This is a genomic window from Telluria sp. PB2R4, from assembly GCF_059685695.1.
The window spans coordinates 42,184-66,546 of the sequence record NZ_JCASIC010000019.1 but is presented as its reverse complement, the minus strand read 5'-3'; the positions used below and the strand labels follow the sequence as shown (position 1 = coordinate 66,546).

23 protein-coding genes are annotated in these 24,363 nt (G+C 66.4%); 7 read left to right on the top strand and 16 right to left on the bottom strand.

Annotated elements, in window-relative coordinates; genetic code table 11:
• The first annotated feature begins 61 nt into the window (after window positions 1–61).
• Window positions 62–2,698, top strand: coding sequence for a DNA ligase D (gene ligD, locus AC56LU_RS23035; protein ID WP_497177931.1), 2,637 nt, complete (start codon window positions 62–64; stop codon window positions 2,696–2,698).
• Between the two features lie 77 nt (window positions 2,699–2,775).
• Here the strand turns inward: ligD and AC56LU_RS23030 are convergent, their stop codons facing one another.
• From AC56LU_RS23030 to AC56LU_RS23010, 5 genes are all read right to left on the bottom strand, one after another.
• The gene (locus tag AC56LU_RS23030; protein ID WP_497177930.1) at window positions 2,776–3,903 is read right to left on the bottom strand and encodes a DUF1565 domain-containing protein; all 1,128 of its coding nucleotides are present in this window, start codon (window positions 3,901–3,903) and stop codon (window positions 2,776–2,778) included.
• 252 nt (window positions 3,904–4,155) lie between these two features.
• A complete protein-coding gene (locus tag AC56LU_RS23025; protein WP_497177929.1) occupies window positions 4,156–5,622 on the bottom strand; it encodes an App1 family protein phosphatidate phosphatase in 1,467 nt (488 codons plus the stop codon).
• Window positions 5,619–5,873, bottom strand: a complete 255-nt coding sequence (locus AC56LU_RS23020; RefSeq protein ID WP_497177928.1) for a hypothetical protein — start codon at window positions 5,871–5,873, stop codon at window positions 5,619–5,621. Before AC56LU_RS23020 ends, AC56LU_RS23025 begins: the two co-directional genes overlap by 4 nt.
• A gap of 3 nt (window positions 5,874–5,876) precedes the next feature.
• Entirely contained in the window at window positions 5,877–6,944 is a 1,068-nt protein-coding gene (gene ku, locus AC56LU_RS23015; RefSeq protein WP_497177927.1) for a non-homologous end joining protein Ku, read from the bottom strand.
• A gap of 13 nt (window positions 6,945–6,957) precedes the next feature.
• On the bottom strand, window positions 6,958–7,938 hold the full coding sequence (locus AC56LU_RS23010) for an SDR family oxidoreductase (RefSeq protein ID WP_497177926.1): 981 nt from the start codon (window positions 7,936–7,938) through the stop codon (window positions 6,958–6,960).
• A gap of 153 nt (window positions 7,939–8,091) precedes the next feature.
• On the opposite strand from AC56LU_RS23010, the gene AC56LU_RS23005 reads away from it, so the two are divergent.
• Both AC56LU_RS23005 and AC56LU_RS23000 read left to right on the top strand, forming a co-directional pair.
• Window positions 8,092–9,582: a diguanylate cyclase gene (locus tag AC56LU_RS23005; protein WP_497177925.1), complete on the top strand. Its 1,491-nt coding sequence runs from the start codon at window positions 8,092–8,094 to the stop codon at window positions 9,580–9,582.
• Window positions 9,583–9,645: 63 nt separating this feature from the next.
• Window positions 9,646–11,295 carry a SulP family inorganic anion transporter gene (locus AC56LU_RS23000; RefSeq protein ID WP_497177924.1) on the top strand — a complete coding sequence of 550 codons (1,650 nt, stop codon included), beginning with the start codon at window positions 9,646–9,648 and terminating at the stop codon, window positions 11,293–11,295.
• 10 nt (window positions 11,296–11,305) lie between these two features.
• On the opposite strand, the gene AC56LU_RS22995 is transcribed toward AC56LU_RS23000, so the two are convergent.
• The gene (locus AC56LU_RS22995) at window positions 11,306–11,938 is read right to left on the bottom strand and encodes a 1-acyl-sn-glycerol-3-phosphate acyltransferase (RefSeq protein WP_497177923.1); all 633 of its coding nucleotides are present in this window, start codon (window positions 11,936–11,938) and stop codon (window positions 11,306–11,308) included.
• Between the two features lie 179 nt (window positions 11,939–12,117).
• Here AC56LU_RS22995 and arsC point away from each other — a divergent pair, with 179 nt between their 5' ends.
• A complete protein-coding gene (gene arsC, locus AC56LU_RS22990; protein ID WP_497177922.1) occupies window positions 12,118–12,465 on the top strand; it encodes an arsenate reductase (glutaredoxin) in 348 nt (115 codons plus the stop codon).
• A 73-nt stretch (window positions 12,466–12,538) separates the two neighbouring features.
• Here arsC and AC56LU_RS22985 read toward each other — a convergent pair whose 3' ends face one another.
• The 3 genes from AC56LU_RS22985 to AC56LU_RS22975 form a co-directional block, all read right to left on the bottom strand.
• Window positions 12,539–13,768 carry a right-handed parallel beta-helix repeat-containing protein gene (locus AC56LU_RS22985; protein WP_497177921.1) on the bottom strand — a complete coding sequence of 410 codons (1,230 nt, stop codon included), beginning with the start codon at window positions 13,766–13,768 and terminating at the stop codon, window positions 12,539–12,541.
• Window positions 13,769–13,886: 118 nt separating this feature from the next.
• Window positions 13,887–14,354 (bottom strand): acyl-CoA thioesterase, encoded by a 468-nt coding sequence (locus AC56LU_RS22980; protein ID WP_497177920.1) that lies wholly within the window; start codon window positions 14,352–14,354, stop codon window positions 13,887–13,889.
• Between the two features lie 63 nt (window positions 14,355–14,417).
• Window positions 14,418–15,272, bottom strand: a complete 855-nt coding sequence (locus AC56LU_RS22975) for an endonuclease/exonuclease/phosphatase family protein (RefSeq protein ID WP_497177919.1) — start codon at window positions 15,270–15,272, stop codon at window positions 14,418–14,420.
• Window positions 15,273–15,377: 105 nt separating this feature from the next.
• Here AC56LU_RS22975 and AC56LU_RS22970 point away from each other — a divergent pair, with 105 nt between their 5' ends.
• Window positions 15,378–15,725 carry a hypothetical protein gene (locus AC56LU_RS22970; RefSeq protein ID WP_497177918.1) on the top strand — a complete coding sequence of 116 codons (348 nt, stop codon included), beginning with the start codon at window positions 15,378–15,380 and terminating at the stop codon, window positions 15,723–15,725.
• 102 nt (window positions 15,726–15,827) lie between these two features.
• Here AC56LU_RS22970 and AC56LU_RS22965 read toward each other — a convergent pair whose 3' ends face one another.
• The 5 genes from AC56LU_RS22965 to AC56LU_RS22945 form a co-directional block, all read right to left on the bottom strand.
• On the bottom strand, window positions 15,828–16,037 hold the full coding sequence (locus AC56LU_RS22965; protein WP_497177917.1) for a cold-shock protein: 210 nt from the start codon (window positions 16,035–16,037) through the stop codon (window positions 15,828–15,830).
• A 228-nt stretch (window positions 16,038–16,265) separates the two neighbouring features.
• Window positions 16,266–16,721 (bottom strand): hypothetical protein, encoded by a 456-nt coding sequence (locus tag AC56LU_RS22960; RefSeq protein WP_497177916.1) that lies wholly within the window; start codon window positions 16,719–16,721, stop codon window positions 16,266–16,268.
• A gap of 255 nt (window positions 16,722–16,976) precedes the next feature.
• On the bottom strand, window positions 16,977–19,634 hold the full coding sequence (gene pepN, locus AC56LU_RS22955; RefSeq protein ID WP_497177915.1) for an aminopeptidase N: 2,658 nt from the start codon (window positions 19,632–19,634) through the stop codon (window positions 16,977–16,979).
• Window positions 19,635–19,807: 173 nt separating this feature from the next.
• Window positions 19,808–20,872, bottom strand: coding sequence for an alkene reductase (locus tag AC56LU_RS22950; protein ID WP_497177914.1), 1,065 nt, complete (start codon window positions 20,870–20,872; stop codon window positions 19,808–19,810).
• Between the two features lie 10 nt (window positions 20,873–20,882).
• Window positions 20,883–21,179 (bottom strand): ArsR/SmtB family transcription factor, encoded by a 297-nt coding sequence (locus tag AC56LU_RS22945; RefSeq protein ID WP_497177913.1) that lies wholly within the window; start codon window positions 21,177–21,179, stop codon window positions 20,883–20,885.
• A gap of 127 nt (window positions 21,180–21,306) precedes the next feature.
• Between AC56LU_RS22945 and sugE the strand changes: the two genes are divergently transcribed.
• Window positions 21,307–21,627: a quaternary ammonium compound efflux SMR transporter SugE gene (gene sugE / locus AC56LU_RS22940; RefSeq protein ID WP_497177912.1), complete on the top strand. Its 321-nt coding sequence runs from the start codon at window positions 21,307–21,309 to the stop codon at window positions 21,625–21,627.
• A 14-nt stretch (window positions 21,628–21,641) separates the two neighbouring features.
• On the opposite strand, the gene AC56LU_RS22935 is transcribed toward sugE, so the two are convergent.
• A complete protein-coding gene (locus AC56LU_RS22935) occupies window positions 21,642–22,625 on the bottom strand; it encodes a succinylglutamate desuccinylase/aspartoacylase family protein (protein WP_497177911.1) in 984 nt (327 codons plus the stop codon).
• 112 nt (window positions 22,626–22,737) lie between these two features.
• Between AC56LU_RS22935 and AC56LU_RS22930 the strand changes: the two genes are divergently transcribed.
• Window positions 22,738–23,874: an acyltransferase family protein gene (locus tag AC56LU_RS22930; protein WP_497177910.1), complete on the top strand. Its 1,137-nt coding sequence runs from the start codon at window positions 22,738–22,740 to the stop codon at window positions 23,872–23,874.
• On the opposite strand, the gene AC56LU_RS22925 is transcribed toward AC56LU_RS22930, so the two are convergent.
• Window positions 23,855–24,328, bottom strand: a complete 474-nt coding sequence (locus AC56LU_RS22925; RefSeq protein WP_497177909.1) for a hypothetical protein — start codon at window positions 24,326–24,328, stop codon at window positions 23,855–23,857. The two genes, AC56LU_RS22930 and AC56LU_RS22925, sit on opposite strands and share 20 nt — an antisense overlap.
• Between the last annotated feature and the right edge of the window lie 35 nt (window positions 24,329–24,363).

The window sequence follows — 24,363 nt, the reverse complement described above, 5'->3', positions numbered from 1 at the left end:
ACAGTCGGGCCGGGCAGGGCGCGCCTACACTTTCATCACGCCGATTGCCGGGAGGTGCCACATGCCAGACGCGCTCAAAGAGTACAAGGCGAAGCGCAACTTCGATGTCACGTCCGAGCCCGCCGAAGGCGGCGCGCCCGGTACGGAGGCGCTGACCTTCGTGATCCAGAAGCACTGGGCATCGCGCCTGCACTACGATTTCCGGCTCGAACTCGATGGGACCATGAAGAGCTGGGCCGTCCCCAAGGGGCCGAGCTACGACACGCACGACAAGCGCATGGCCGTGCACGTCGAGGACCATCCGATTTCGTATTCCGATTTCGAAGGCACCATTCCGCCTAAACAATATGGTGCAGGAAAAGTCATCATCTGGGACAAGGGCACCTGGGAGCCAATAGGCGATCCGCACGAGGGCTATCGCAAGGGCAACCTGAAGTTCGAGATCCATGGCCACAAGATGCACGGCCGCTGGGTGCTGATCCGCATGAAGGGCCGGGGCGACGACAAGCAGGAACCCTGGCTCCTCATCAAGGAGAACGACGAACACGCCCGTCCGGCCGACGCGTTTTCGGTGGTGGACGAGATGCCCGACAGCGTCAAGGAACTGCCGATGCCGGCGCCGGCGCGCCGCAAGGTGGCGGCGCTGAAGGCCGAGGCGCAGCCGGAAGACAAGCCCAGGCCCGCGCGCAAGCGCGCCGCTGCCAAGCCTGTAGCCAAGCCCGCGGCGAAAGCCGCCGCCAAGTCCACCCGCAGCCGCAAGGCCGGCGTCCCGAGCCTGCCGGAAGGCGTGTCGAAAGCGGCGCTGCCCGAGGTCTTCGCGCCGGAACTGGCGACCCTGGTCGACGCCGCGCCATCCGACCCGGAGAACTGGGTGTTCGAGGTCAAGTTCGATGGCTACCGCATGCTGGCGCGGGTCGAGAACGGCGCGGTGCGGCTGGTCACGCGCAACGCCAACGACTGGACCGACAAGCTGGCGCCGCTGCGGGAGGAACTGGAACGCATCGGGCTGCCGGACGGCTGGTACGACGGCGAGATCGTGGTCAACGACGAGCACGGCAAGCCGAACTTCGGCCTGCTGCAAATGGCCTTCGACGGCGTGCGCACCGCCGACATCGTGTACTTCCTGTTCGACCTCCCTTACTGCAACGGCTACGACTTGCGCGACGTGCCGCTGGTCGAGCGCCGTGCCGCCCTCGAGCAGATCCTCAAGAAAGCGAAGTCCGACAAGCTGCGTTTCTCGGCCGAGTTCGGCACCAACCCCGAAGAACTGGTCGTCGCCGCCTGCAAGATCGGACTGGAAGGCGTGATCGGCAAGCGCCGCGATTCGCGCTACGTGTCGCGCCGCTCGCCGGAATGGATCAAGCTGAAATGCGGCCTGCGCCAGGAATTCGTGATCGGCGGCTTCACCGACCCGAAAGGTTCGCGCAAGGGCATCGGCTCGCTGCTGCTCGGCACCTATGACCGCGATGGCGTGCTGCGCTACGCCGGCAACGTCGGTTCGGGCTTCAACCATGCGTCCCTCATGGATATCAGCGAGCGCCTGGAAGCGCTGCGGTCCGACGACAGCCCGTTCCCGCCGCGCGCGGTGCCGGGACGCCGGCACCACTGGGTCAAGCCGGTGCTGGTGGCCGAAGTGAGCTTCTCGGAATGGACCAATACCGGTTCGGTGCGCCATCCGGTGTTCCAGGGCCTGCGCAACGACAAGCCGGCGAAGGGCATCACGCGCGAGGAGCCGCGCCATATCGAGGACATCGAAAAGCCGTCCCTGGTCGACGAGCCGGTCTCGCCGCCGCCCGCCGGCCTGCACCGCAAGCTGCCGGAGACGCTGCGCGTGACCAACCCGGACCGGGTGGTCGATCCGTCCACCGGCATCACCAAGCTCGATGTGATCCGTTATTACGCGCTGGTGGGCGAACTGCTGATGGCGCACCTCAAGCGTCGTCCGCTGACCCTGGTGCGCGCGCCGAGCGGAATCGGCGCCGAACTGGTGTTCCAGAAGCATGCGGACGTCAAGAAGCTGCCTGGCGTGAAGCAGATGGACCCGGCGCTGGATCCGGACAATCCGCCGATGCTGGAAATCGTGGGCGCCGAGGGCATCCTGTCGGTGGCCCAGTGGAACGCGATCGAGCTGCACACCCAGAACGCGGTGGCGAAGGCCTACGAGACCCCGGACCGCATGGTGTTCGACCTCGACCCCGGCGAGGGCGTGGAGTGGCGCCAGATGCAGGAAGCCGCGCAGATCATGCACGCCTTCCTCGACGAACTGGGGCTTCCCGCCTTCTTGAAGACCAGCGGCGGCAAGGGCCTGCACGTAGTCGTGCCGGTCAGGCCTGAATACGGATGGGATACCGTGAAAGCCTTTTCGCAGGCCATCGTGCGCCACCTGGCCGCGACCTTCCCGGACCGCTTCGCGTCGAAGAGCGGGCCCAGGAACCGGGTCGGCAAGATCTTCATCGACTACTTGCGCAACGGCCGCGGCGCCACCACCATCAGCGCCTGGGCGGCACGCGCCCGGCCGGGACTGGGAATTTCGGTGCCGCTCGAATGGAACGAGCTTGAAAAGCTCAAGTCGAGCGCGCAGTGGACGGTGGCGAACGTCCACACGCGGCTGGACAAGGGTAACGACCCGTGGAGTGGCTACGCGAAAGCGGCCAAGGGACTGACCAAGGCAATGAAGATCCTGGGCTTCGACGAGTAGGTGTGCAGCGGCCGGGACGAGTGTCGCTTGGTGCAGATGAGTGCCGATCAGTGCCGATTAGTGTCGATTAGTGTCGATTAGTGTCGATATGCGCCGACGTCCACGCCCCGGGCGGCGTCGTGCGGACGGCCTTCGATGTCGCCGGGAGGGGCGTAGGTTGCGATGCCGCGGCCGATCGCCGGGGAACTGGCGCTTGGCCTGAAGTCCGGTTGTGCGGCGCTATGCGAATAGTCGACCAGCAAGGGGTCTGCGCTGATCGTGCTGGTATGGGCCAGGCGATTGCGCAGCCGCCAGTCAAACTTCCTGTTTTTGTAGACCAGGTTGTTCTTGTATGTGTTGCCGGCGCCGGTCCTGCCATGTTCCGAGATGCCGTACTGGTTGTCGTACACGATATTGTTATGCACGTGGACGTGGTTGGCCCCGGTGGAGCTGAAGTAGTAGTTGCCGCCGCCGACGATGATGCCCGACATCGACGCGCTCACGGTGTTGTTGATGATCTTCAGGTCCTTCGCATCGTGCCACAGGTGGATCGCCGCCGACCCGATACGGTAGACCACATTGTTCTTGATGGTGCCGGAGGTGCTGTGATAAATGCCCTGCACGTAGGCGCAGCCGGCCGGGCCGATGTCGTGCACGGTATTGCCGATGACGTCGCCCTGGATGCCCCTGAAGTAGCTGTCCACCCCGATGCCGGACCCGCCGGCCCGGTTGCAGGGGACCGCCTGGGCGATGTGGTGCACATGGTTTCCTTCGATGACGCTGTAGGAGCCGCCGGAGTAAATACCACCGGTCCACAACTTTCCACTACCGCTGCGGGAGCCGTCGACCTCGAAGCCGATGATGCTGACATGGTCGCCACGGTTGTCCCAGGCCGTCTTTTGCTTTGACCTGGCAGGCGGCACGATCTTCGCACCGCCCTTGCTGGTCGAAATCCAGGTGATCCGCGCCTGCGGGCTTCCGTGGGCAGTTGTCTTGATTCCGCCTTCATAGGTGCCTGGCGCAACGTACACGGTGGTTCCGGGCCGGGTGACGGCGCGGGCGGCACGGGCCAGCGTCTTGAACGGCGCCGATTCGCTTCCGTCGGCGCTGTCCGAACCGTTTGGCGAGACGTGGTAGGTGACGGAGGGGGATGCAAAGGCGCTCTTGCTACAGGCCAGGCTGATGAGGACGACAAGGAGCGGTGCGGGGAAAGTTGGTGTTTTCATATGAAAAATCCTTCAATGAGAAGTAGTCAGGCTTCAAGGGAAAAATTCCTATGGATAGTGATTTGACAAATTAAACTACTGCGCAATCAATGCGTTGCAGAGTAATGTTAATGTGGAAACTCACGATGGCGTGCCGGGGAATCGTAGACGTAACGGGGCGACCGCCCCTTGTTCTGGCACAGATCAGGCTGTATGCCTTGCTGGAAGCTTGCGTTGAACAGTTCGCTGTCGTGCTGGAGGGGACTGCGCCGCTCAGACGCCGGTCTTGGCGGGCGGTGCATCCTCGTCATCGCGCTTGTCGGAGCGCACCGACGACAGGCTGTCCACCGCGATCAGTTTCTCGGCGGCGGCATGCGAGGCCGCGAACACGCTGTCGGGCGAGAGCACCAGCTGGATGCCGGTGGCGCTGACCTCGTCGATGAGGCGATCGAGCGCGTCGATGCGCGACGGATCGGGATTGACGCTGCGGATGTAGATCATGCGCACCGAACCCGGATGGCGGCGCACCACCTCGGTATAGATCTCCGGATCCTGCTCGCCGCTGTCGCCGATCAGGACGAACTGCATGCCGGGGTAGAAATCGAGGATGCGCTCGATCTGCTCCAGCTTGTGGTTGCCGTGCTCGTTGATCTTGAGGACCTCGCGCACGCTCAGTTCGCGCAGCAGCAGGGGCCCGAGGGGAATGCCCTGCAGCTTCATGAACTCGACCAGCGGGCCGTACAGGTGCCAGGGGCTGCTCGACACGTAGAACAGGGGATTGTCCTCGCTCCCGCTGGCGCCGTCGCGCAGGGCGCGGTAGAAGGCGGCGACGCCCTTGAAGGGCTTGCGCGTATGGTGGTTGGTACGCGCCAGCATCAAGGCCATGTTCAGCTTGTTGGTGACATTGGTCCACAGCACGGTATCGTCGATGTCGCTGATGATGCCGAAGCGCGCCGTGGCCGCCGGCACCAGCACCTCGGCCACTGCGCGCAGGGGCTGGCCGTCGGGCTGCCGATTATCGGGAAACTCGAGCTCGACCGGATGGCGCCCCCCGGCCAGCGCCGTGTCCAGCGCGATGTCGAAGGAAAAATAGCCGCCGTTGTCGGTGCGCGTCTCGTGGGTGGCGCCGCCGAAGTGCGCCAGTACGCGGGCGTCGGCTACCTCGTCGGATTCGAGGCGCTGGTAAAAGGCGACCAGGTTGGCCCAGCCGCTGTCGGCGACGCTCTGCTCGCGGAAGCCGTATTCGTCCAGCAGCCGGCCCTTGAGCCAGATGCGCGTGGCATTGCCGAAACCGAGGTAGGGCACGGCCATCAGCGCGCGCCCTTGTTCCGGTGACCGCAGGCGCCGGAACACCCCGGTGGCAAGCGCTCCCGCGGTGCGCGCCAGGCGCTGCCGCAGAGGCGTGGTGGACACCACCGGCGCATCGGCGCGCCGCACCTTCTCCGCCGAGGTGGCGGCGCGCGGCCCTGCATGCCCGACCCCGTGCTCAACCCACACGCTGCCCATGTCGTTGCGCGTCAGGAGCAGGGCTTGCTGCACTTCCTGCGGCCTGGACGGGTCGACCGGCGTCGCCATCACGTGGACCGCGCTGCCGCTCTCGCGCAAGCGCGCGATGTCGTCCTCGGACAGCAGGCCCGGATTGAGGTAGAGGCTGGCCCGCCCGAGGTCCACCCGCCGGGCAAGGTCGTCGAAGCCGGCGCGGGTCAAGACGAGAAAGGGCATGGCGCTGGTCGGTGTCAAGACGCCTCCTCCTGCGCAACCGGCTCGTTCTTGAAAATGCCGCGGATGTTGGTCACCATCAGCGCCGCCTGCAATGCGATCAGGGCCCAGGCTTCGTCGTGGATGCCCCAGACGATCCACAGGACGTTGCTGACGATGAAGGTGCAAAAGCCGAATACGCGGCGCCCGGCGCGTTGCGATCCGATCAGGTAGGCGGCCAGCAGGGTGACCAGCATCGCCGGCCATTGCAGGAAGTCGATGAATTCATCCATCCTTTACGCCGCCTTCCTGCGGCGCGCGGGGGCCGTCGATGCTGCGCCGGTCGATTTGGCCGCCGTTTTCCTTGCCGCCGGCTTGGCGGCCGCCTTCGTTGCCGTCTTGCGCTTGGGCGCGGCGCCGCTGGCGGCCACCCGGTCGGCGCCGTGCGCGGCGGCCTTGCGCGCACGCGGCGGTGCTTCTTCTTCCTCGTCTTCCTCGGCGGCGGGCCGGCGCTTTTTCGGCGGCGGCGGTTCGTCGTCGTCATCCTCGTCGGCTGCCGCCTTGCCGGGCTTCTTGCCCAGGCTGGCCTGCAGCAGCGAGACCAGGTCGATCACCTTGCCGGTCTCACGTTTGGCCTCGCTCGGCTCGGGCATGGTGATGGTCTTGGTCTGGTGCGCCTTGACCTTCTTCTCGATCAGCGCCAGCACGTCCTCGCGGTAGGTGTCGTGATATTGCTCGGGGTCCCAGTCCTCGGCCATGCCCTGCACCAGCGCCATCGCCATCTTGAGTTCCTTGTCGGTGACGGCGGCCTTCTTGTCGGAAGCCCGCGGAATCTTGAGGTCGCCCGCATCGCGGATCTCGTCGGCATAGCGCAGGGTGTTCATCACGATGGTGTCACCCACGCACACCAGCGCCGCCAGGTGCTGCTTGACGCGGATGACGACGCGCGCGATGCCGATCTTGCCCGCGCGGCGCAGCGTTTCGCGCAGCAGGGCGTAGACCTTGTCGCCGCCCTTGCCGGGGGCGAGGTAGTAGGGCTGCTCGAAGTACAGCAGCGAGACGTCCTCGGCATCCACGAAGGCCAGGATGTCGATCGTCTGGGTGGCTTCCGGGTTGGCGCGCCGCAGGTCTTCGTCGGACAGCACCACGTATTCGCCGCTGGTGTATTCGTAGCCCTTGACGATGTCGTCCCAGGAGACTTCCTTGCCGTTGCCCTTGTTGTAGCGCTTGAATCCCACTGGCGAGAAGTCGCGGCGGTCGAGCATGGTCAGGTCGAGCCCCTTGTTGTCGACCGCCGGGTACATATCGACGGGGATGTGCACCAGTCCGAAGCTGATCGCACCCTTCCACATGCTGCGCGGCATAGCAGTTCTCCTCTTATTCCCCGACTTTGCCGGTGATCGGCAGGATCACGCCCGTGATGTAGCCCGAACATACCGGTGAGGCCAGGAACACGTAGGCGGGCGACAGTTCTTCCGGCTGGGCGGGGCGCTTGAAGGTGGTGCTGGCGCCGAATTCCTTGATGTCCTCCGGCTGTTGGTCGGCCGGGTTCAGCGGCGTCCACACCGGTCCCGGGGCCACGCAGTTGACCCGGATGCCCTGGTCGATCAGGCTGGCCGCCAGCGACATCGTGAACGCATGGATCGCACCCTTGGTGGCCGAGTAGTCGAGCAGTTTCTTCGAGCCTTTCAGGCCGGTGACGGAACCGGTATTGATGATCGACGCGCCTTGCTTGAGGTGGGGCAGGGCGGCGCGCGCCATGTGGAAGTAGCCGTAGATATTGGTGCGAAAGGTCTCGTCGAGCCGGTCCTCGGTGATGTCCAGCAGCGAGCCGGCGTGTTCCTGGAAGGCCGCGTTGTTGACCAGGACGTCGAGGCGGCCGAGTTCGGCGACCACCTTCTCGACTGCGTCCTTGCAGAACGCGGCGTCCTTGACGTCTCCCGCGATGGTGACGCAGCGCCGGCCCTCGGCCTCGATGCAGCGCCGGGTTTCCTCGGCATCTTCGTGTTCGTTCAGGTACATCACGGCGACGTCGGCGCCTTCGCGCGCGAACAGCACCGCGACCGCGCGCCCGATGCCGGAATCGGCGCCGGTGACGATGGCGGCCATGCCTTCGAGCTTGCCGCTGCCCTTGTATTGTTCGGCCATGAACTTCGGCTTGAGCGCCATCTCGGCCTCGATGCCCGGCTTGGCGAGGTGCTGCTCGGGCATCGGCGGGGCCGGCTGCTCGATGCCGGTCTGGACCGCCTCGCTGCTTTCCGAACCCTTGACTTCGGCCTTCTGCATGCTGCCGTCCTTCTGGTCCTGACGGCTCTGGATCGCCTTCTGCTTGTTTGCCACGTCATCCTGGTGTGCCATGTCCTGCTCCCGTTATCGTTCGATCGACCGGGAGAGTATCGATGCGGGCGAGGGGAGGAGACGGTGCGTTTCCACACACTCGGCGACAATTCTTCCCTATGCCCTTGCATGGCTTTATGGCAAACTTTGGGCGTTCTGTATAAAGGAGTGAGGATGTCTCAGCAGGAAGGCGCGCATCTGCGGCCAAGCGGCCTGTTCGTCAATCCGGCCGGGCAGCGCCGCAGCGCGTTCCAGCACGCCTGCGCCGGCCTGTTCACGGAGCTGCGCGTGGCCGACGGCGCCGAGCAGGCCCTCGCGCTGCTGGCGCAGGGGCCGGCCGACCTGCTGGTGCTCGACCTGGAGCGCTTCGAGATCGGCATCGACCTGCCGGCACTTGGCCAGCTGCTGGCCCGGCGTGCCGGTGCGCCGACCCTGGTCGTATGTCCGTTCACCAATGCACGCTGGCTGCCGGCGCTGATGGCCCATGGCCCGCTCGACTACCTGATCGGGCCCCTCGCGCCGGAAGACCTGCACCACGCGCTGGAGTCCCGGCTGCGCACCGGCTTCACGGCCCGGCCGCCGGCCAGTCCGCTGGAAACCGGGCTGGCAGCGCTGCTGGCGGTGCGCAGCGAGGCGCAGGCGGCGCTGGCCGAAGCCGAGGACAGCATCCGCTTCGGCGAGCGCCTGTGCGTGGCCGTGCAAGGCTGGCCCGGCGTGGTGCATGCCGCGCTGTTCCAGCTGCATGAGGGGGGCGACCTGCGCCTGGAAGCGCAGTTCGGGACGGCGGGCATCGACCTGGCGGCCGTGCTGGGGCGCGGCGAGCGCCTGCTGCAGTCGCCGCTGCGGCACGCCTTTCCCGGCCTGCTGGCGGCGGCCAGCGGCGAGACCGTGCTGCTGGACGCCGTCGACAAGGCCGGCGAGCCGGAACTGGCGGAGGCGCTGCGCGCGCGCGGCGTGCAGATGGTGCTCGGCCTGCCCGTTTTTGCGTCCACCTTCGCCTCCGGTCCGGGCGGCCGGCACCCGAGCGCGGGCGCGCTCTGCCTGATGTTCGGCGCCGCGCGCCCGTTCTCGCGCGCCCAGCTGGCGGCCTTCGACGACCTGGCGCAGCTGGCCGCCTTCGGCCTGCGCATGGCGGAGCTGATGCGCGAAAACGAAGCGTTGCTTGGCCGCGTGACCGAGCTGGCGACGCTGGACGCGCTGACCGGCGTGGTCAACCGCCGTCACGGCGAATACCTGCTGGAGCAGGAGATCCGGCGCGCGCGCCGCTACCGGCTGCCGCTGGCGCTGATCGCCTTCGATATCGACCGCTTCCGCAACATCAACGACGCCTACGGCCATCCGGTCGGCGACATGGCGCTGCGCAGCGTGGCCGATACCGCGCGCGCGCTGCTGCGCTCGAGCGACGTGCTGGTGCGCGCGGGCGGCGAGGAATTCCAGGTGATCGCACCGCATACCAGCGCGATCGACGGCCTGAAACTGGCCGAGAAGCTGCGCGCGGCGATCGAGGCGGCCGAGATTCCGGGATGCGACCACGTGACGGTCAGCCTGGGCGTGGCGCAGCTGGGCGAACTCGAAAACGGCGATTCGCTGGCGGTGCGGGTGAACGCGGCGCTGGCGCGCGCCAAGCGGGCAGGGCGCAACTGCGTCGAGCTCGCCATGCAATAAGAGCCTATCCCGGCATAGGCTCTGTTCATGCTACGCTAGCGACTTTTCTTTCAGGCAATATTTATGCTTCACTGGCTGCGGCACTACCGGCGTGCGATGCTGCCCGGCGACATCAGCGCCGGCATCGTGGTGGCGATGATGATGATCCCCCAGGGCATGGCCTACGCCATGGTGGCCGGCCTGCCGCCGGTGGCCGGGATCTATGCCAGCATCGTGCCGCCGCTGCTGTACGCGCTGTTCGGCACCAGCAGCAGCCAATCGGTCGGCCCGATGGCGATCATTTCGCTGATGACGGCATCCGCGCTGGCGCCACTGGCCGCACCCGGAAGCGCGCTGTACGGCGTGCTGGCCGCGCAGCTGGCGCTGATATCCGGCGCGGTACTGCTGGCCTGCGGCCTGTTGCGCATCGGTTTTCTGGCCAACTTCTTTTCCCGTCCCGTGATGAGCGGCTTCACCATCGGCTCGGCGATCCTGATCGCCTGGGGCCAGCTGCGCCCGCTGCTGGGCACCCTGCCGCCCGCCGTGCACTGGGCAAGCGCGGCGCTGGGCCTGGGCGCGCTGGCGCTGCTGCTCTGGGCGCGCTATTTTCTGGCCGCCACGCTGCGCCGCACCGGGCTGCCGCCGGTGGCGGCCGATATCGGCGCCAAGCTGGCGCCGATGCTGGTGGTGCTTGGCGGTATCGCGCTGGTGGCGGGATTCGGGCTGGATGCGCGCGGCGTGGCCACGACCGGCAGCGTGCCGGCCGGGCTGCCGGGCCTGAACCTGGCCAGCTCCAGTGCGCACTGGCAGGCGCTGCTCCAGCCGGCGCTCTTGATCGGCTTCATGGTCTTCCTGATCAGCATGTCGGGCGCGCAGGCGCTGGCGCACAAGCGTGGCGAGAAGCTGGGCAGCAACCAGGAACTGGTGGGGCTGGGCGTGGCCAACATCGGCAGCGCCCTGAGCGGCGGCCTGCCCGTTACCGGCAGTATCTCGCGTTCGGCGGTGAACTTCGCGGCCGGCGCCAACAGCCAGCTGGCCGGCATCATCACGGCCGCGCTGCTGGCCGTGGCCCTGGTGGCGCCCACCGGCTGGCTGGCGCTGCTGCCCTTGCCGGTGCTGGCGGCCACGATCATCGTGGCGGTGCTCGGCATGCTCGACCTGTCGCTGCTGCACACGGCCTGGCGCTATGACCGCGCCGACGCGGCGGCGCTGCTGGCCACCGCCAGCGGGGTCCTGGTGCTGGGCGTGGAGGCGGGCGTGGTGGTGGGCGTGGCGCTGTCGATGGGCGCCCTGATCTGGCGCGCCAGCCGTCCGCACATCGCGGTGCTGGGCCGCATCCATGGTACCGAACACTTCCGCAACGTCGATCGCTATTCGGCCGAGACCGTGCCCGGCCTCCTGATGCTGCGCGTGGATGCCGGCCTGTTCTTCGGGAACGTCGAGCCGGTGAACGAGCGCATCGAGGACGAACTGGCGGCGCACCCGGACACGCGCCATCTGGTGCTGGTGCTGTCGGCGGTGAACGCCATCGACACCTCGGCATTGTTCGGGCTCGGCGAACTGAACACCTCGCTGCGCCAGCGCGGCGTGCTGTTGCACCTGGCCGAGGTGAAGGGGCCGGTGATGGACCGGCTCAAGCACAGCACGCTGCTGCAGGCGCTGAACGGCCGCCTGTTCCTGAGTGCGGCCATGGCCTGGGACGAACTGGCCGCCTCCGCCGGCGGGCAGCGCTGAGCTTGCAGATTCAGGCGCGGCGGCGCTGCGGTTCGGCCGGATCGCGCGGCGGCGCCAGCTTGATCGGCGCGGCATCGTCCGGGTAGAGCGCCTTGCAGCCTTCGTAGACGGCGGCGATGGCCGCCATGTCCCGGTCGGCGTCGCCGCTCGGGTTCAGGGTGTGCACCACGCTGAGCACCTTGCTGCCGTAGTCGATATACACGAGCAGCAGCGGCACATCGGCGGTGGTGGCGAGGTGGTAGAAGCCGCTTTTCCAGTGCGGGCGGTAGCTGCGGGTGCCTTCCGGGGTGATGCCGATCCAGCACCAGGGCGAGGCGAGCATGGTCTTGGCCAACTGGCGGGTTGCGCCCATCGAGGCGCGCCGGTCGACGGCGATACCGCCCCAGTAGCGCATGATGGCGCCCATCGGGCCGCGGAACAGCGAGTCCTTGGCGACCCAGCGGAACTTGAGGCCGATCGCCCATTTTCCCAGCAGGCCGATGGGGAAGTCCCAGTTCGAGGTATGCGGATAGACGACGGCGATCCCGTGCGGCCCGGGCAAGGGCTTGAAGTGCACTTGCCAGCCGGCCAGGTTCAGCAGGCGCAGCGCAGTGCGCTGGCCCCAGGTGGGAAGTGCTGCAGGACGCAGCAGGTGTTCGCTCATCGACACTCCATCGCTGTACAGGGGGGATATTTTTCGGCAGTTTTTGTGTTCTACCGGAAAAATAAGCGACGAATTCTATAGCGAGCCGGGGCGGGGAACAAGCAAAATAGCTGGTGCGGCTCATGCGCTGTGGTTATGATGCCGCACCATTTTCGGCAATATTATCGAGTGCTCATCCCATGGATATCACGATCTACCATAACCCGCGCTGCGGGACGTCGCGTAATACCCTTGCAGCCATCCGCGAAGCCGGGCATGAACCTGAGGTCGTCGAGTACCTGTCGATACCGCCCACGCGCGAACGGCTGCGGGCGATGATCGCGGCCTCCGGTGTCACGGTGCGCGAGGCGGTGCGCAGCAAGGAAGCCTTGTTCGGCGAACTCGGCCTGGACCAGCCGGACGTGGACGACGCGGCCCTGCTCGATGCGATGGCGGCGCACCCGGTCCTGATCGAGCGACCGTTTGTCGTGACGCCGAAAGGCGTGCGGCTATGCCGGCCTTTCGACCGCGTGCGCGAGATCCTGTAGAGCGCCTGACAATTCCCCCGATGGCTGCGTTGCATCGTCTTGCCCTCGGGGTGTTGTCACGCGCCCTCGTTGCTTACTGCGCCCCCGGCGACGGTACCCCCGCCGGTTCCGATTCGGTATAGGGCACGGCGCCGATATCGAGCGGCCGCCGGGGCCGCAGTGCCACCGCGTCGCCGGCGTCGTTGGCGAGGCCCTTGCCGATGGCCGGCGAACCCGGCTGGAGCCTGAAGTCGGGCGTGGCGAGCGCCCGGCTGTAGTCGGCGAACAGCGGCGCCGCGGTGACGGTGCCGCTGTGCTGGCGTCCGGCCGAGAGTCGCCAGTCGCGCCCCGAGTTCTGGAACACCAGGTTGTTGCGGTAGCTGATGTTGGCGCCGGTCGCGCCCTGTTCCAGGATGCCGTAGCCGTTGTCGTAGACGATGTTGTTGGCCGTGTGGGTGTGGTCGTTCGGCCCCTTGCTGTGATAAAAGTCGCCGCCGCCGACCACGATGCCGGTGCCGCAGCCAACCACCGTATTGCCGCGGATCGTCACGTGGCTGGCGTCGTGCCACAGGTGGATGCCGGCGCCGGAGGCGCGGTAGATAATGTTGTCGCGCACGGCCGCCGTGGTGCTGACGTAGATCCCGTGCATGTAGCGGCAGTCGGGCGGGCCGATATCGTGCACGTGGTTGCCGACCACTTCGGCGTCGTTGCCCTTGTAGTAGCTGTCGACGCCGATGCCGGCGCCGCCCTTGGCCTCGCAGGGCACGTCGTTGCCGATGTGGTGGATGTGGTTGTGGTGGACGCCGTTGTGCGAGCCGCCGTTGTAGATGCCGGTGAGCCACTTCATGCCGCTCTGGTATTGGCCGCCGTCGATCTCGAAGCCGATGATGTCGAGGTAGTTGGCGCGGTTATCCCAGGCCGCCGGCTGGCGCGAATCGAGCGGCGGCACCAGCCGCGCCGCGCCGCGCTCGGTCGATTCGAACACGATGCGCGCCTCCGCCGTGCCGTGGGTGTTGGTGCGCACCCCGCCGAAATAGGTGCCGGGGGCGACGTGCACCGTGGTGCCCGGCGTGACGGCCTGCGCGGCGCGCGTGAGGGTGCGGAAGGGTTCGTCGCGGGTGCCGGGATTGCTGTCGGACCCGGATGGCGCCACGTACAGGTGCGTGCGCACCAGTTCGGGGATGACGAGGTCTTCCTGGCCGGGCTCGCGCAGGCGGCAGCCGGACAGCAGCATGGCAAGCAGCAGCGCGCTGGTCAGCGCAACGATGAACGCGCGGTGGGTGGACCGCACGACGGCGAACGGGGTATGGGGGGTATGGCGCATCTTTCCCTCGCGGCAGCGAACGTGACAGGCCAGTTTGGCCCGGCACTAGCGGAAAGGGGGCCGGTTGCCTCAATGTCTACTTTGAGCGCACGCAACACGCGGTGGCGCGACTTGGCGTTTAGCTTGCCTTGAGCACCGCCGGCATATAGGTATCGACGAACTCGGCCGGCATGCGGCGCGGACGGCCGCTGCTGATCTCGATGCAGACCAGGTCCCAGCGCCCGCGCAGCACGGTGGCGCCGTCGCTGTCGCGCACCAGCTGGAAGCGCCGTTCCATGGCGAGCTTGCCGTCGCCGGCGACCAGCCAGGTGGCCAGGGTCAGGGCCTCGCCGCGCAGCGCCGGCAGCAGGTAGTCGTACTCTCCGCGCCGGATCGCCATCGCGCGGTCGAGGCGGCGGTAATCGTCCAGCGACAGGCCGAGCTGCTCCGAGTGGGCCCAGCCGGCCTGCTCGCACCAGCGGATGTAGACGGCATTGTTGGTGTGGTCCAGGCCGTCGATGTCGCCGGCGTCCGGTGTGACGGCGAGGGTGTAGGGGTGAGGATAATCCCAGTTCAATGTGGCCTCGAGAGCTGTGAGCGGTGTCAAGCGCGGCATGCTGCCGCAAACGGTCATTGTACGGCCCGCAGCCCGGACAGGTGTCTTGACGCCTCAGGCGCCCCAGTCGAGCTCCACCAGCAGCGCCTGGTGGTCGGAACCTTGTTCGCTGGCATCGACCCGCACCCGGCCCACGCGGCCGGCCAGGTCGGCGCTGGCGAACACGTAGTCGAAGGTGAAGGGCGCGGATGCGGCGGGGCTGGCGTCGTGCAGGCCGACGGTGGGCGCGTGGCGCCGGCCCGGCTGCACCAGCTGCCAGCAGTCGCGCCAGGGCTGGACGCCGCCGCCGAACGGCGCCATCAGGCGCTGGTGCTCGGGCGAACCGGGCAGCATGTTGAAGTCGCCTGCCAGCAGCGCCGGCATGGCGCGCGGCGGTACCCCGAAAGGGCCGTGGCCGGGCGCCGGCGGGCAGCAGGCATGCAGGCTGGCTTCGCGGTGCAGTTCGCGCAGGCGTTCGACCTGCGCCATGCGCTGGCGCTGCGAAAAGCATTCGAGATGGACGCTCGATACCCGCAGCAGGCCGCCCGGCGCCGCCACCGTCAGTTCGAGCGCCATGCGCGGCATGCTCATGACGTCGGGCGCGGGCGGCCAGGGCAGGGAATGGCGCAGTGCCTGCAGTACGGGAAGACGCGAGAATACCATCTGGCCGAAACGGCGCCGCGCGCCATCCCTGGCGTCCGGCGCGGCGGTGTCGCAGGCGACGGCCTTGAAGCCCGTATAGCCGGGCAGGCGCTCGCGCAGCATGGTGAACTGGTCTTCGCCCCCGGAAGTATAGCCATGCGAAACTTCTTGCACACAAAGCATATCAAAACTGCAAAAGCGGTCGAGGCATGCAATGATACGGTTGAGATCGGTCTTGCCGTCCGGGCTGCGGGCGGACTGGATATTCCAGGTAACGAGCTTGAACATGGTCGTCCTTTCTGTCGACCTTCAGGCTAACCGGCAGCCCGGGCATGACGTTTGAACAAGGTCAGGCGCGCGGGCCAGGCAGCCCGGCGTGGCAAAGGAGTCCGGATGTTTACGATGATCCTGCTGCTCTACCTGCAGCAACACCGCGACGTCATGCTGGAGAGCACCAGCCTGCGCGGAACTTACCAAACCAGGAAAGCCTGCGAAGCGGCCGCCGTGCGTGCGCGCGGCCCCTTGCCGACGCCGGACGGCTATGCGGCAGCCTGGCACGATGCGATGTGCATCCCGGTGAACCGCGGCGTGATCGTCAACGAGGGCAAACCGGTCGATCTCGGCAAGCTGCTGCAGGGACGCCCGCCCGTGGTGTGCGAAGGCACCGGGGCGTGGCGCCGGGTGGTGGAGCTGTGTGCGCCGACCGCGTCGAGTGCGAACGGCGCCGGCGGCGCGAAGTAGCGTTAATGCAAAAGCCCGCCAATTGGCGGGCTTTTCGTCGGTGCCGCAGCGCCCACGCTATCTGCGTGGTGCGCGCCGCCTGACTGGCATCTGATTGATTAATCAGATCGCGCAGATATTTCCGGCTTTGTCGCCTTTTGGTCCGGTCGCGCGGACAAACGACACGCGCTGGTTTTCTGCCAGGCTTTTAAAACCCTGCGACTGGATATCGGCGAAATGGGCGAATAAATCGCTGCCGCCCTCGTCAGGTGCAATAAAGCCGAAGCCTTTGGCGTCGTTGAACCATTTTACGGTGCCGGTTTGAGTAGTCATGTGAATTCCTTTTTGATTGGCTGGGCAAGAACGCCCGGTGCACATTCGACCAAGAGAGGGAGTGACGGGAGGAAATCAAACAGGACCGCCGAAAGGCGAACGGGAAAGAAAGACCAACAATAACAACGACTTGATGTAGTGCGAGGCCAAAGATACAGGTATCTGGCCGATTCACCTAATCTTTTCGGATTTAATTTCGATCGCCGTTTTCAGCATCGGGGAAGCCTGTTATTTCCACTCCCCGTGGCTGGGGCAGCGGATGGCGCCGGCGCTTCCGCCGCCTCCCTGCGTGTCGAACATGGCCGCCCCGCCACCCTCGGCGCCGCCGATACGCGGCCCGACGCTGCCCCCGGTGCGGCACCACACTTTGCCGCCGAGGCGGAAGCGGTAGATCACCTGGCCGTCCGGGGCCGTGTAGCTGTCGCTGGTCATGCCCCGGCTGCTGTCCTGGTGGGCGCCCGCGAGTCCCGCCCGCAAACGCCCCATCGGGGTATCGGCCAGTTCCGGCACGCCGGACTTCCCCTTGCGTAGTGCGCGGTCGATGATAACGGCGTCGCGTCTTGCGCGGCCAAGCACGGCGTCCAGCGCCGATTCGGCTGGAGCGGACGGCAGGTCGATGGCAGAGGGTTGGGCCGCACTTGCCGGTGCTTCGGCCGGCGCGCTGATCGCGTCAAGCTCGCGCACGGCAGCGGCGGGCGCGCCGTCGCTGCGCGCGCGCGGCGTACGGGAAATAGGAGGGCGGGGAAGGCGTGGGCGGACCCGCGGTTCGACGGGCGCGGGCGGCGCCACGCGAATCAGGTCGAAGACCCGTTCGCCGCCGGCATCCGGGGCCGGCGGATAGGCGATCCGCCAGCTCCAGGCCAGCAACAGGTGAATTCCCAGCGTGGCCAGCAAGGGCCACGCCGGGGCGCGGCGTGGGAATGCCGCGTGCACCGGGTGTTACGACTTCGGCGCCGTCATGGCCTGCTTGATGTCCACGCAGCGCTGGTCTTCCTGCAGCGTGTCGAGCAACGCGCGGCGGGTGCCGGCCGACAGTTCCTTCATGGTGTCGGCGGCGCGCTGCAATCGCTGGACGCTCTGCGGCGTGCAGCTGGCCGGGATCATCGTGCCGGCGTAAGTGCGCATGAAGACCGGGCCGGCCGCCTTGTCGATCGCCGGCAGCTTCGCCAGGCGCTCGCTGGCGGTCTGCTCGGCCAGCTTGTGCTGCTCGACCGGGAACATGCTGCCCATTGCCGTGCGCAGGCGCGAGAACGGCAGCTTGGTCTTCAGGTCTTCCACCGTGGCGAGCCATTCGGCCTTGACCTTCGGATCCGGACGCACCACGGTGGCGGCCAGTGCCGCGCTCTGGCCGCTGTCGGACTTGTCGCGCGCCTGCTCGGCTTCGACCAGGCCTGCCGCGCCCTGGACGTCGAAGCGGTTCAGGCGGGTGATGATGGCCCAGCGCTGGTCCTGGCTGATGTTCAGGCCCTCGGTGCCTTTGCCTTGGAGCATGCCGGCCAAGCGCGCCAGCGCTTCCGGGCTGGACGCCAGGCTCATGTAGGTGCTGAACCAGCGGCGCTGGAAGTTGTCGTTGCCCTTGTTGGCGACGACACCGTTCCAGGCCATGTCTTCCAGCGCCTTGCTGGTCCGCTTCGCGTACGCATTGTCGAGGCCCATCGCGTTCAGGTAGTACTTCGCCGTGCTGACCTTGCCCAGCACGTCGCCCAGCAGGGTGTAATCCTTTTCCCCAGGAGCGTTGGCCAGGGCGACGTCGATGAATTCGTTCAGCGGCAGCTTGCCGTCGCGTACGCCGTCCCACAGCGCCTGCCACAGCATGGCGCGCAGCAGCGGGTCTTCCACGCCGCCCAGGGTGGTGCGTGCGGTCTCGAACGAGCGCTTGTCGAGGTTGACCTTGACGAAGCCCCAGTCCTGGTAGTTCGGGTAAACCAGGTCGGGGCAGGCGCTGCCGATCATGCCGGCGACATTCGTCTTCGCACCCGCATACGTGACCGGCACGTTCTTGGCCAGCACCAGCTTGCCATTTTCCAGCTTGAAGGCGCCCACCTGCACGCGCTGCTCGCGCAGCGTCGGCAGGGCGCGGCTTGCAGCGGTCTGGGCCAGCGAGAAGCTACTGATCTTGCCGTTGGAGCAGCTGTAGTTGGCGGTGATGGTGTTCACGCCGGCCTGGTACAGCCATTCCTTGGTCCATTTCGACAGGTCGCGGCCGGCGGCCTGGCCCAGGCTGCCGATGAAGTCTTCCAGTTTCGCGTTCTGCCACGAATACTTGACCAGGTAGTTATGGACGCCCTTGCGGAACACTTCCTCGCCCAGCATGTGGCGCAGCTGCTTCAGGGTCGACGCGCCCTTGGAGTAGGTGATGGCGTCGATGTTGTCGAAGGCGTTGGCCGAGGACGGCACCGGCACCTCGATCGGGTGGGTCGAGACCTTCTGGTCCTGGATATAGGCGCCCTGTTTGTCTTCCTGGTAGAAGGACTGCCAGGCATCCTTGAATTCGGTGGCTTCGGCGGTGGCCAGCGTGGCCATGAAGGAAGCGAAGCTTTCGTTCAGCCACAGGCCGTTCCACCACTTCATCGTGACCAGGTCGCCGAACCACTGGTGCGCCATCTCGTGCATGATGACTTCGGCCAGGCGCATCTTCTGCGCCGGGGTCATCTCGGCCTTGTACAGGAAGCCGGCTTCGGCGAAGGTGATCGCCGCGGCATTTTCCATGGCGCCGTACAGGAAGTCGGGCACCAGCAGCTGGTCGTATTTCTCGAACTGGTAAGGAATACCGAAGTAGTTGTCGAAGAATTCCAGGCCGCTCTTGGTGTAGCGGAACCAGTCACTTGGGGTTACCTGCTTGGCGACCGACTGGCGCGCGAACAGGCGCATCGGGTACTTGCCGCTCTTGTCTTCCCACACCTGGTAGGGGCCGGCGTGCAGCGAGAAGTTGTAGGGGCTGAGCTTCTTCGTCTTCGGGAAGGTCCAGCGCTTGGCGCCGGGGTTGCCCGCACCTGCGTCCACGATGCCGGATTCACGGGTGGTGGTGACCACGTGCCAGTCGGCCGGGGCATTCACGGTGACGGTGTAGGTCGCTTTCAGGTCGGGCTGGTCGAACACCGCGAACATCTGGTGCGCGGCGGCCGGCTCGAAGTGCGAGTAGGTGTAGACCCGGCCGTCGACCGGGTCGACCATGCGGTGCAGGCCTTCGCCATTGGTGCTGTGGAGACGCTCGTAGCTGATGGTGACGGTGTTGCGGCCCTTGGCCAGGTCTTCCGGCGCCAGGGTGACGAACCAGTTGTTGTAGCGCGTCGCCACCTGCTTGCCGTTGACGGTCACGGACTTCACGGTCGCCTTGTCGAGGTCGATCGTCAGGGCCGAGTCGGTATCCCTCAGGTCAAACGTCACCGTGGTGGTGCCGGCGAAGGTCTCCTTGCCGGTCAGCGTGAAGTCGAGCACGTAATCCACGTTCGACACGCGCGCCGAGCGGGCCATGGCGTCCGCTTCCGACAGGTAAGCGTTCTCGGCACGGGCAGGGGCGGGCGCGGCGTTGGCAGCATTGAAGACGAAGGCGGATGCGATGGCGAATGCCATCACGCGGGGTGCGAAGTGTTTCACGTGGTCTCCTGGGACAGCGCAGGCTAGGTGCGCAATAAAAATAATCGCGCAAGAATAGCATGTGCGGCGTGCCATTTACACTACATACATATCCGATTGTAGATCGTATGTATGTGTGAAGAAGACCAGGAAGCAAACCGGGCTCCCGTCGCAGGAGCCCGGTGACCGGCCGCTTAGTTCAGCGTCGGGTAGTCGATGTAGCCTTCCGCCCCCGGCGCATAGAACAGCTCGGGCTTGGGCGTGTTCAGCGGCGCATCCTGCTCCAGGCGCTGTGGCAGGTCGGGGTTGGCGATGAACCAGACGCCGAAGGCCACCGCATCGGCTTCGCCCGACGTGATCAGCTGTTGCGCGCTTTCGCGGGTCAGCTTTTCGTTGGCGATGTAGACGCCGCCGAATTCCTTCTTCAGGTAGGCGCGCAGGCTGTCGTCGCCGATGGCTTCGCGGGCGCAGATGAAGGCGATGCCGCGCTTGCCGAGCTCGCGCGCCACGTAGCCGAATGTCTCGCGCGGGTTCGAATCGCCCATGTCGTGCGAGTCGCGGCGCGGCGCCAGGTGCATGCCGACGCGGTCGGCGCCCCAGACATCGATACAGGCGTCGGTCACCTCCAGCATCAGGCGTGCGCGGTTCTCGACCGAGCCGCCGTATTGGTCGCTACGCCGGTTGGTGGAATCCTGCAGGAACTGATCGAGCAGGTAGCCGTTGGCGCCGTGGATCTCCACGCCGTCGAAGCCGGCCTTTTTCGCGTTTTCCGCGCCCTTGCGGTAGGCGGCGACGATGGCCGGGATCTCGCTCGTCTCGAGCGCGCGCGGGGTGGTGTAGTCGCGCATCGGGCGCAGCAGGCTCACGTGGCCCTGCGCGGCAATGCTCGAGGGCGCCACCGGCAGCTGGCCGTCCAGGAAGTGCGGGTCGGAGATGCGGCCCACGTGCCACAGCTGCAGGACGATGCGGCCACCGGCCTGGTGCACGGCGTCGGTGACGATCTTCCAGCCTTCCACCTGTTCATCCGACCAGATGCCCGGGGTGTCGGCGTAGCCCACGCCCATCGGGGTCACGGCGGTCGCTTCCGACAGGATCAGGCCAGCGCTGGCGCGCTGTACGTAGTATTCGGCCATCATCGCGTTCGGCACGCGGCCCGCCCCGGCGGCGCGCGAGCGGGTCAGCGGCGCCATGATGATGCGGTTAGGCAGTTCGAGTGCGCCTACTTTGATCGGGTCAAACATTGTCGGTGTCTTGCTCATGCGGGTACTCCTAAAGTCCGTCATTCAGTTGATCGAGGAAGCCTTGGATGACTTCCTCGTTACGCTGGAAGAAGATGAACTGCCCGACGCGCCGCGTGCTCACCAGCCCCGCCTTGTGCAGGGTCGCCAGGTGCGCCGAGACCGTCGATTGCGACAGGCCGGTGCGCTGGTCGATCAGCTTGCAGCACACGCCCATGTCGAGCGGGTGTTCCTGCTCGGCGAAGTGCTGGTGTGGATCCTTCAGCCAGTGCAGGATCTGGCGCCGCACCGGATTGGCCAGGGCCTTGTGGATCGCGTCGATGTCCATGAATTCTTCCCTTATGTGCAACATCTATCGGGTTCTTTCGATCCGAATATCGTCATCTTACGATATATCCGTAAATCCTGCCGGCGACCGGTATACTCGGCCGGTTTGCAATTGACAGGGAGTCACAATGAGTTGGGTATATCTGTTCCTCGCGGGTTTGCTGGAGGTGGCCTGGGCCGTCGGCCTCAAGTACACGCATGGCTTCACCAAGCTGATGCCGTCGCTGTGGACCTTGCTGGCCATGCTGGGCAGTATCGGCATGCTGGGCCTGGCCTTGCGCGAGCTGCCCCTCGGGACCGCATACGCGGTCTGGACCGGCATCGGCACGGTCGGCGTGGCCATCGCCGGCATCGTGCTGCTGAACGAACCGGCGGATGCGCTGCGCCTGGGTGCGATCGCGATGATCGCGACCGGTATCATCGCCCTCAAGTTCCTGTCGCCCGGCTGACTCTCTACTGACTCTTATTCGCGGCCGAAGGTCGGATTCGGGCGGGTCAGGTAGTACCACTCCGAATTGGCGTTCGCCTTTGCGTCCGGGAACAGGATACGGCCGCTGAACTCGGCCACGGCCCGGCTGCCGTCGGCGCGCACGCCGATCTCGTCGCCCTCGATGACAGGGTCGAAGCTGGCCCACTGGCGGCTGAACGCGTCGTCGGCGTGCAGCTTGTCGTGCACCACCACCATCGACAGCGCTTCCATTTGTTCGAAGGGCAGCGGCTCCGGATCCGGCGCGTCGACCAGTTTCAGGTGCGCCAGCGTGTTCATGATGGCGCGGTAGGCGACGTCGGGCGAGGCCGGGTCGAGGTGCTGGCCGCACTCGAGGGTCAGTGCGTAGCCGCCGGTGCTGCGCATGTATTCGGTGGTGCCGACGCCATAGCGCAGCACGGTTTCCAGTTCGTCGGCATTGCGGCTGCGGCGCTTGACGCCGTCGCCGTAGGCCGCCAGCCAGCCGTCCACGAAGCGCCGCACGCCCAGACGGCGCGCCCAGGCGCGTTCCTGCGCGGCGTGCTTGAAGGGCTGCAGCGGGCCGTCGTTGTCGAGCGGGCCGACCATCACGAAAGGCTCGCCCCCCACGGCATTGAAGGAGTGCAGGTCGAGCAGCACGTCGTGCCGCGCCAGCAGGGGGCAGAGCCAGTTGGCGATGTGGTCCTCGAAATCCTGCGGGTCTTCTTTCGGGAACAGGTTGCGGTTCAGGTTGCGGTCGCCGTTGCGGGTGTTCTGCTCGTAGGCCTTGGGATTCACCACCGGCACGAAGGTGACGCTGCCGGCCGCGATGTGCAGGCGGCCGCTGTCGATGTCTTCCATCACGCGGCGGATGCCGATCGTCCCGCAGACTTCGTTGCCATGGGTCGCGCCCATGATGATGACGCGCGGGCCCGGCTGCATGCCGGTGTAGGTGACGGACTTGAACTGGTATTTTGCGGAAGAAGTTCGGGAAGTGGTCATTGCGGTGCTGATCCGGGGGAAAGGGTTGCCAATACAAGGGTTGCCAATACGTTAGTGCCGACATTCTATCGGCAAATTGAGAAATCGAGGCCGGCATGGCATCATCGCCGCCATGTCTACTTCCACCCTTCGCGTCCACGGCCTCGACACCCTGCGCGCACTCGCCGTCACGCTGGTGGTGCTGCACCACTACGTGCTGTTCGTCAGCGACGCGCCCACCTTCGGCTGGGCGGGGGAGGTCGGCTGGGTCGGGGTCGACCTGTTCTTCGCGTTGTCGGGCTACCTGATCGGCAACCAGATCTTCGCCGGGATGAAACGGCCGAGCGGCTTTTCGCTAGGGAATTTCTATGCGCGCCGGCTGCTGCGCACCCTGCCGAACTACTGGGTGGTGCTGGCCCTGTACTTCCTGTGGCCGGCCTTTCGCGGCACGGCGCCGCTGCTGCCGCTGTGGGAGTACGCGACGTTCATTCAGAATTTCGCGCTCGAACCGGGCAGCGCCTTCTCGCACAGCTGGTCGCTGGCGATCGAGGAACAGTTTTATCTATTGCTGCCGGCTGTAGCGCTGCTGGGTGCGCTCTTCAAGGGCTCGCTACGACTGGCGTGGACCGGGATGGCGCTGGCGGTCCTTGCCGGCATGCTCATCCGCGCCGAGCTGTGGCAGGAGATGGCGGGGCAAAACTATAAGCTTTACTTCTATTTCAAGTACATTTATTACTCTAGCTTATGCAGGCTGGACGAATTGCTGGCCGGTGTGGCGCTGGCGCTGCTGCGCAACCACCATCCCGGCGCGTGGGCGCGCCTGACCCGGCACGGCAACCTGATGGGCGTGCTGGGGCTGTTCGCCTGCGGCCTGGCCTTCCGGTTCTTCCTCGACGACCGCTATGGCTTCGGCGTCACCGTGTTCGGCTTCCCGCTGATGGCGCTCGGCTTTGCGCTGCTGATCGTGTCCGCGGTGGCGGAAGGCTCCGTGCTGCGCAGCCTGCGCGTGCCCGGCGCGGGGCTGCTTGCGCTGTGGTCGTATGCAATCTACCTGTTGCACAAGCCGGTGTGCGTGATGGCGGCGAAGTGGATGAAGGGGCAGGGCTTCGGCGCCGAGCATCCGCTGACGATCGCCGCGCTGCTGGTCCTGTCGGTGGTCACGGGCTGGCTGCTGTACAAGCTGGTGGAAACCCCGTTCATGCTGCTGCGTGAGCGCTATGTGCCGAGCAATGCGGCGCGCCGCCCGCCGCTTATCCCCGCGCCTCGATAACGCCGAACGCCGCCGGCGCGTCCGCCAGGAAGGCAAGGATGGCGTTCGCCTGCACATGCGGCTCGTAGCCGGAGGTATCGCGGATCGCCTGGCGCAGGCCCGGCACCGTCTCGATGGTGTGCGGGCTGCGGTAGGCGTCGACCAGCAGCTGCGCCAGGTCGCCGGGCGCACCCTGCCCACGGCGCAGGCGCTGCTCGATGATACCGAGTAGCGTGCGCTGCATGCGCGGGGTCGGGTTCGCGATTTCGCGGAACAGGGACGGGGTGTTGGTGATGGCTTCGCACATCCTCGCCTCGATGGCGTCGGGCTTCAGGTCCGAGGGGATGTCGAAGTAGGCCTTGTTCCAGCGCGTGCGCGCGTAGGCATGGCCGGGCGGGAAACGGTCGGCGGTGTCGAAGCCGAGCGCGCGGCTCGCGCGCGCCAGCACCTCCAGCACGGTGTCGATCAATGGCATGAAAAAGCGGGATGAACTTGGCTCATCCCGCCAGT

Bases quoted from the DNA above. Each gene is read 5' to 3' on its own strand.
- ligD (WP_497177931.1), top strand. From the start codon at position 62: ATGCCAGACGCGCTCAAAGAGTACAAGGCGAAGCGCAACTTCGATGTC.
- AC56LU_RS23030 (WP_497177930.1), bottom strand. From the start codon at position 3,903: ATGAAAACACCAACTTTCCCCGCACCGCTCCTTGTCGTCCTCATCAGC.
- AC56LU_RS23020 (WP_497177928.1), bottom strand. From the start codon at position 5,873: ATGGATGAATTCATCGACTTCCTGCAATGGCCGGCGATGCTGGTCACC.
- ku (WP_497177927.1), bottom strand. From the start codon at position 6,944: ATGCCGCGCAGCATGTGGAAGGGTGCGATCAGCTTCGGACTGGTGCAC.
- AC56LU_RS23010 (WP_497177926.1), bottom strand. From the start codon at position 7,938: ATGGCACACCAGGATGACGTGGCAAACAAGCAGAAGGCGATCCAGAGC.
- AC56LU_RS23005 (WP_497177925.1), top strand. From the start codon at position 8,092: ATGTCTCAGCAGGAAGGCGCGCATCTGCGGCCAAGCGGCCTGTTCGTC.
- AC56LU_RS23000 (WP_497177924.1), top strand. From the start codon at position 9,646: ATGCTTCACTGGCTGCGGCACTACCGGCGTGCGATGCTGCCCGGCGAC.
- AC56LU_RS22995 (WP_497177923.1), bottom strand. From the start codon at position 11,938: ATGAGCGAACACCTGCTGCGTCCTGCAGCACTTCCCACCTGGGGCCAG.
- arsC (WP_497177922.1), top strand. From the start codon at position 12,118: ATGGATATCACGATCTACCATAACCCGCGCTGCGGGACGTCGCGTAAT.
- AC56LU_RS22985 (WP_497177921.1), bottom strand. From the start codon at position 13,768: ATGCGCCATACCCCCCATACCCCGTTCGCCGTCGTGCGGTCCACCCAC.
- AC56LU_RS22975 (WP_497177919.1), bottom strand. From the start codon at position 15,272: ATGTTCAAGCTCGTTACCTGGAATATCCAGTCCGCCCGCAGCCCGGAC.
- AC56LU_RS22970 (WP_497177918.1), top strand. From the start codon at position 15,378: ATGTTTACGATGATCCTGCTGCTCTACCTGCAGCAACACCGCGACGTC.
- AC56LU_RS22965 (WP_497177917.1), bottom strand. From the start codon at position 16,037: ATGACTACTCAAACCGGCACCGTAAAATGGTTCAACGACGCCAAAGGC.
- AC56LU_RS22950 (WP_497177914.1), bottom strand. From the start codon at position 20,872: ATGAGCAAGACACCGACAATGTTTGACCCGATCAAAGTAGGCGCACTC.
- AC56LU_RS22945 (WP_497177913.1), bottom strand. From the start codon at position 21,179: ATGGACATCGACGCGATCCACAAGGCCCTGGCCAATCCGGTGCGGCGC.
- sugE (WP_497177912.1), top strand. From the start codon at position 21,307: ATGAGTTGGGTATATCTGTTCCTCGCGGGTTTGCTGGAGGTGGCCTGG.
- AC56LU_RS22935 (WP_497177911.1), bottom strand. From the start codon at position 22,625: ATGACCACTTCCCGAACTTCTTCCGCAAAATACCAGTTCAAGTCCGTC.
- AC56LU_RS22930 (WP_497177910.1), top strand. From the start codon at position 22,738: ATGTCTACTTCCACCCTTCGCGTCCACGGCCTCGACACCCTGCGCGCA.
- AC56LU_RS22925 (WP_497177909.1), bottom strand. From the start codon at position 24,328: ATGCCATTGATCGACACCGTGCTGGAGGTGCTGGCGCGCGCGAGCCGC.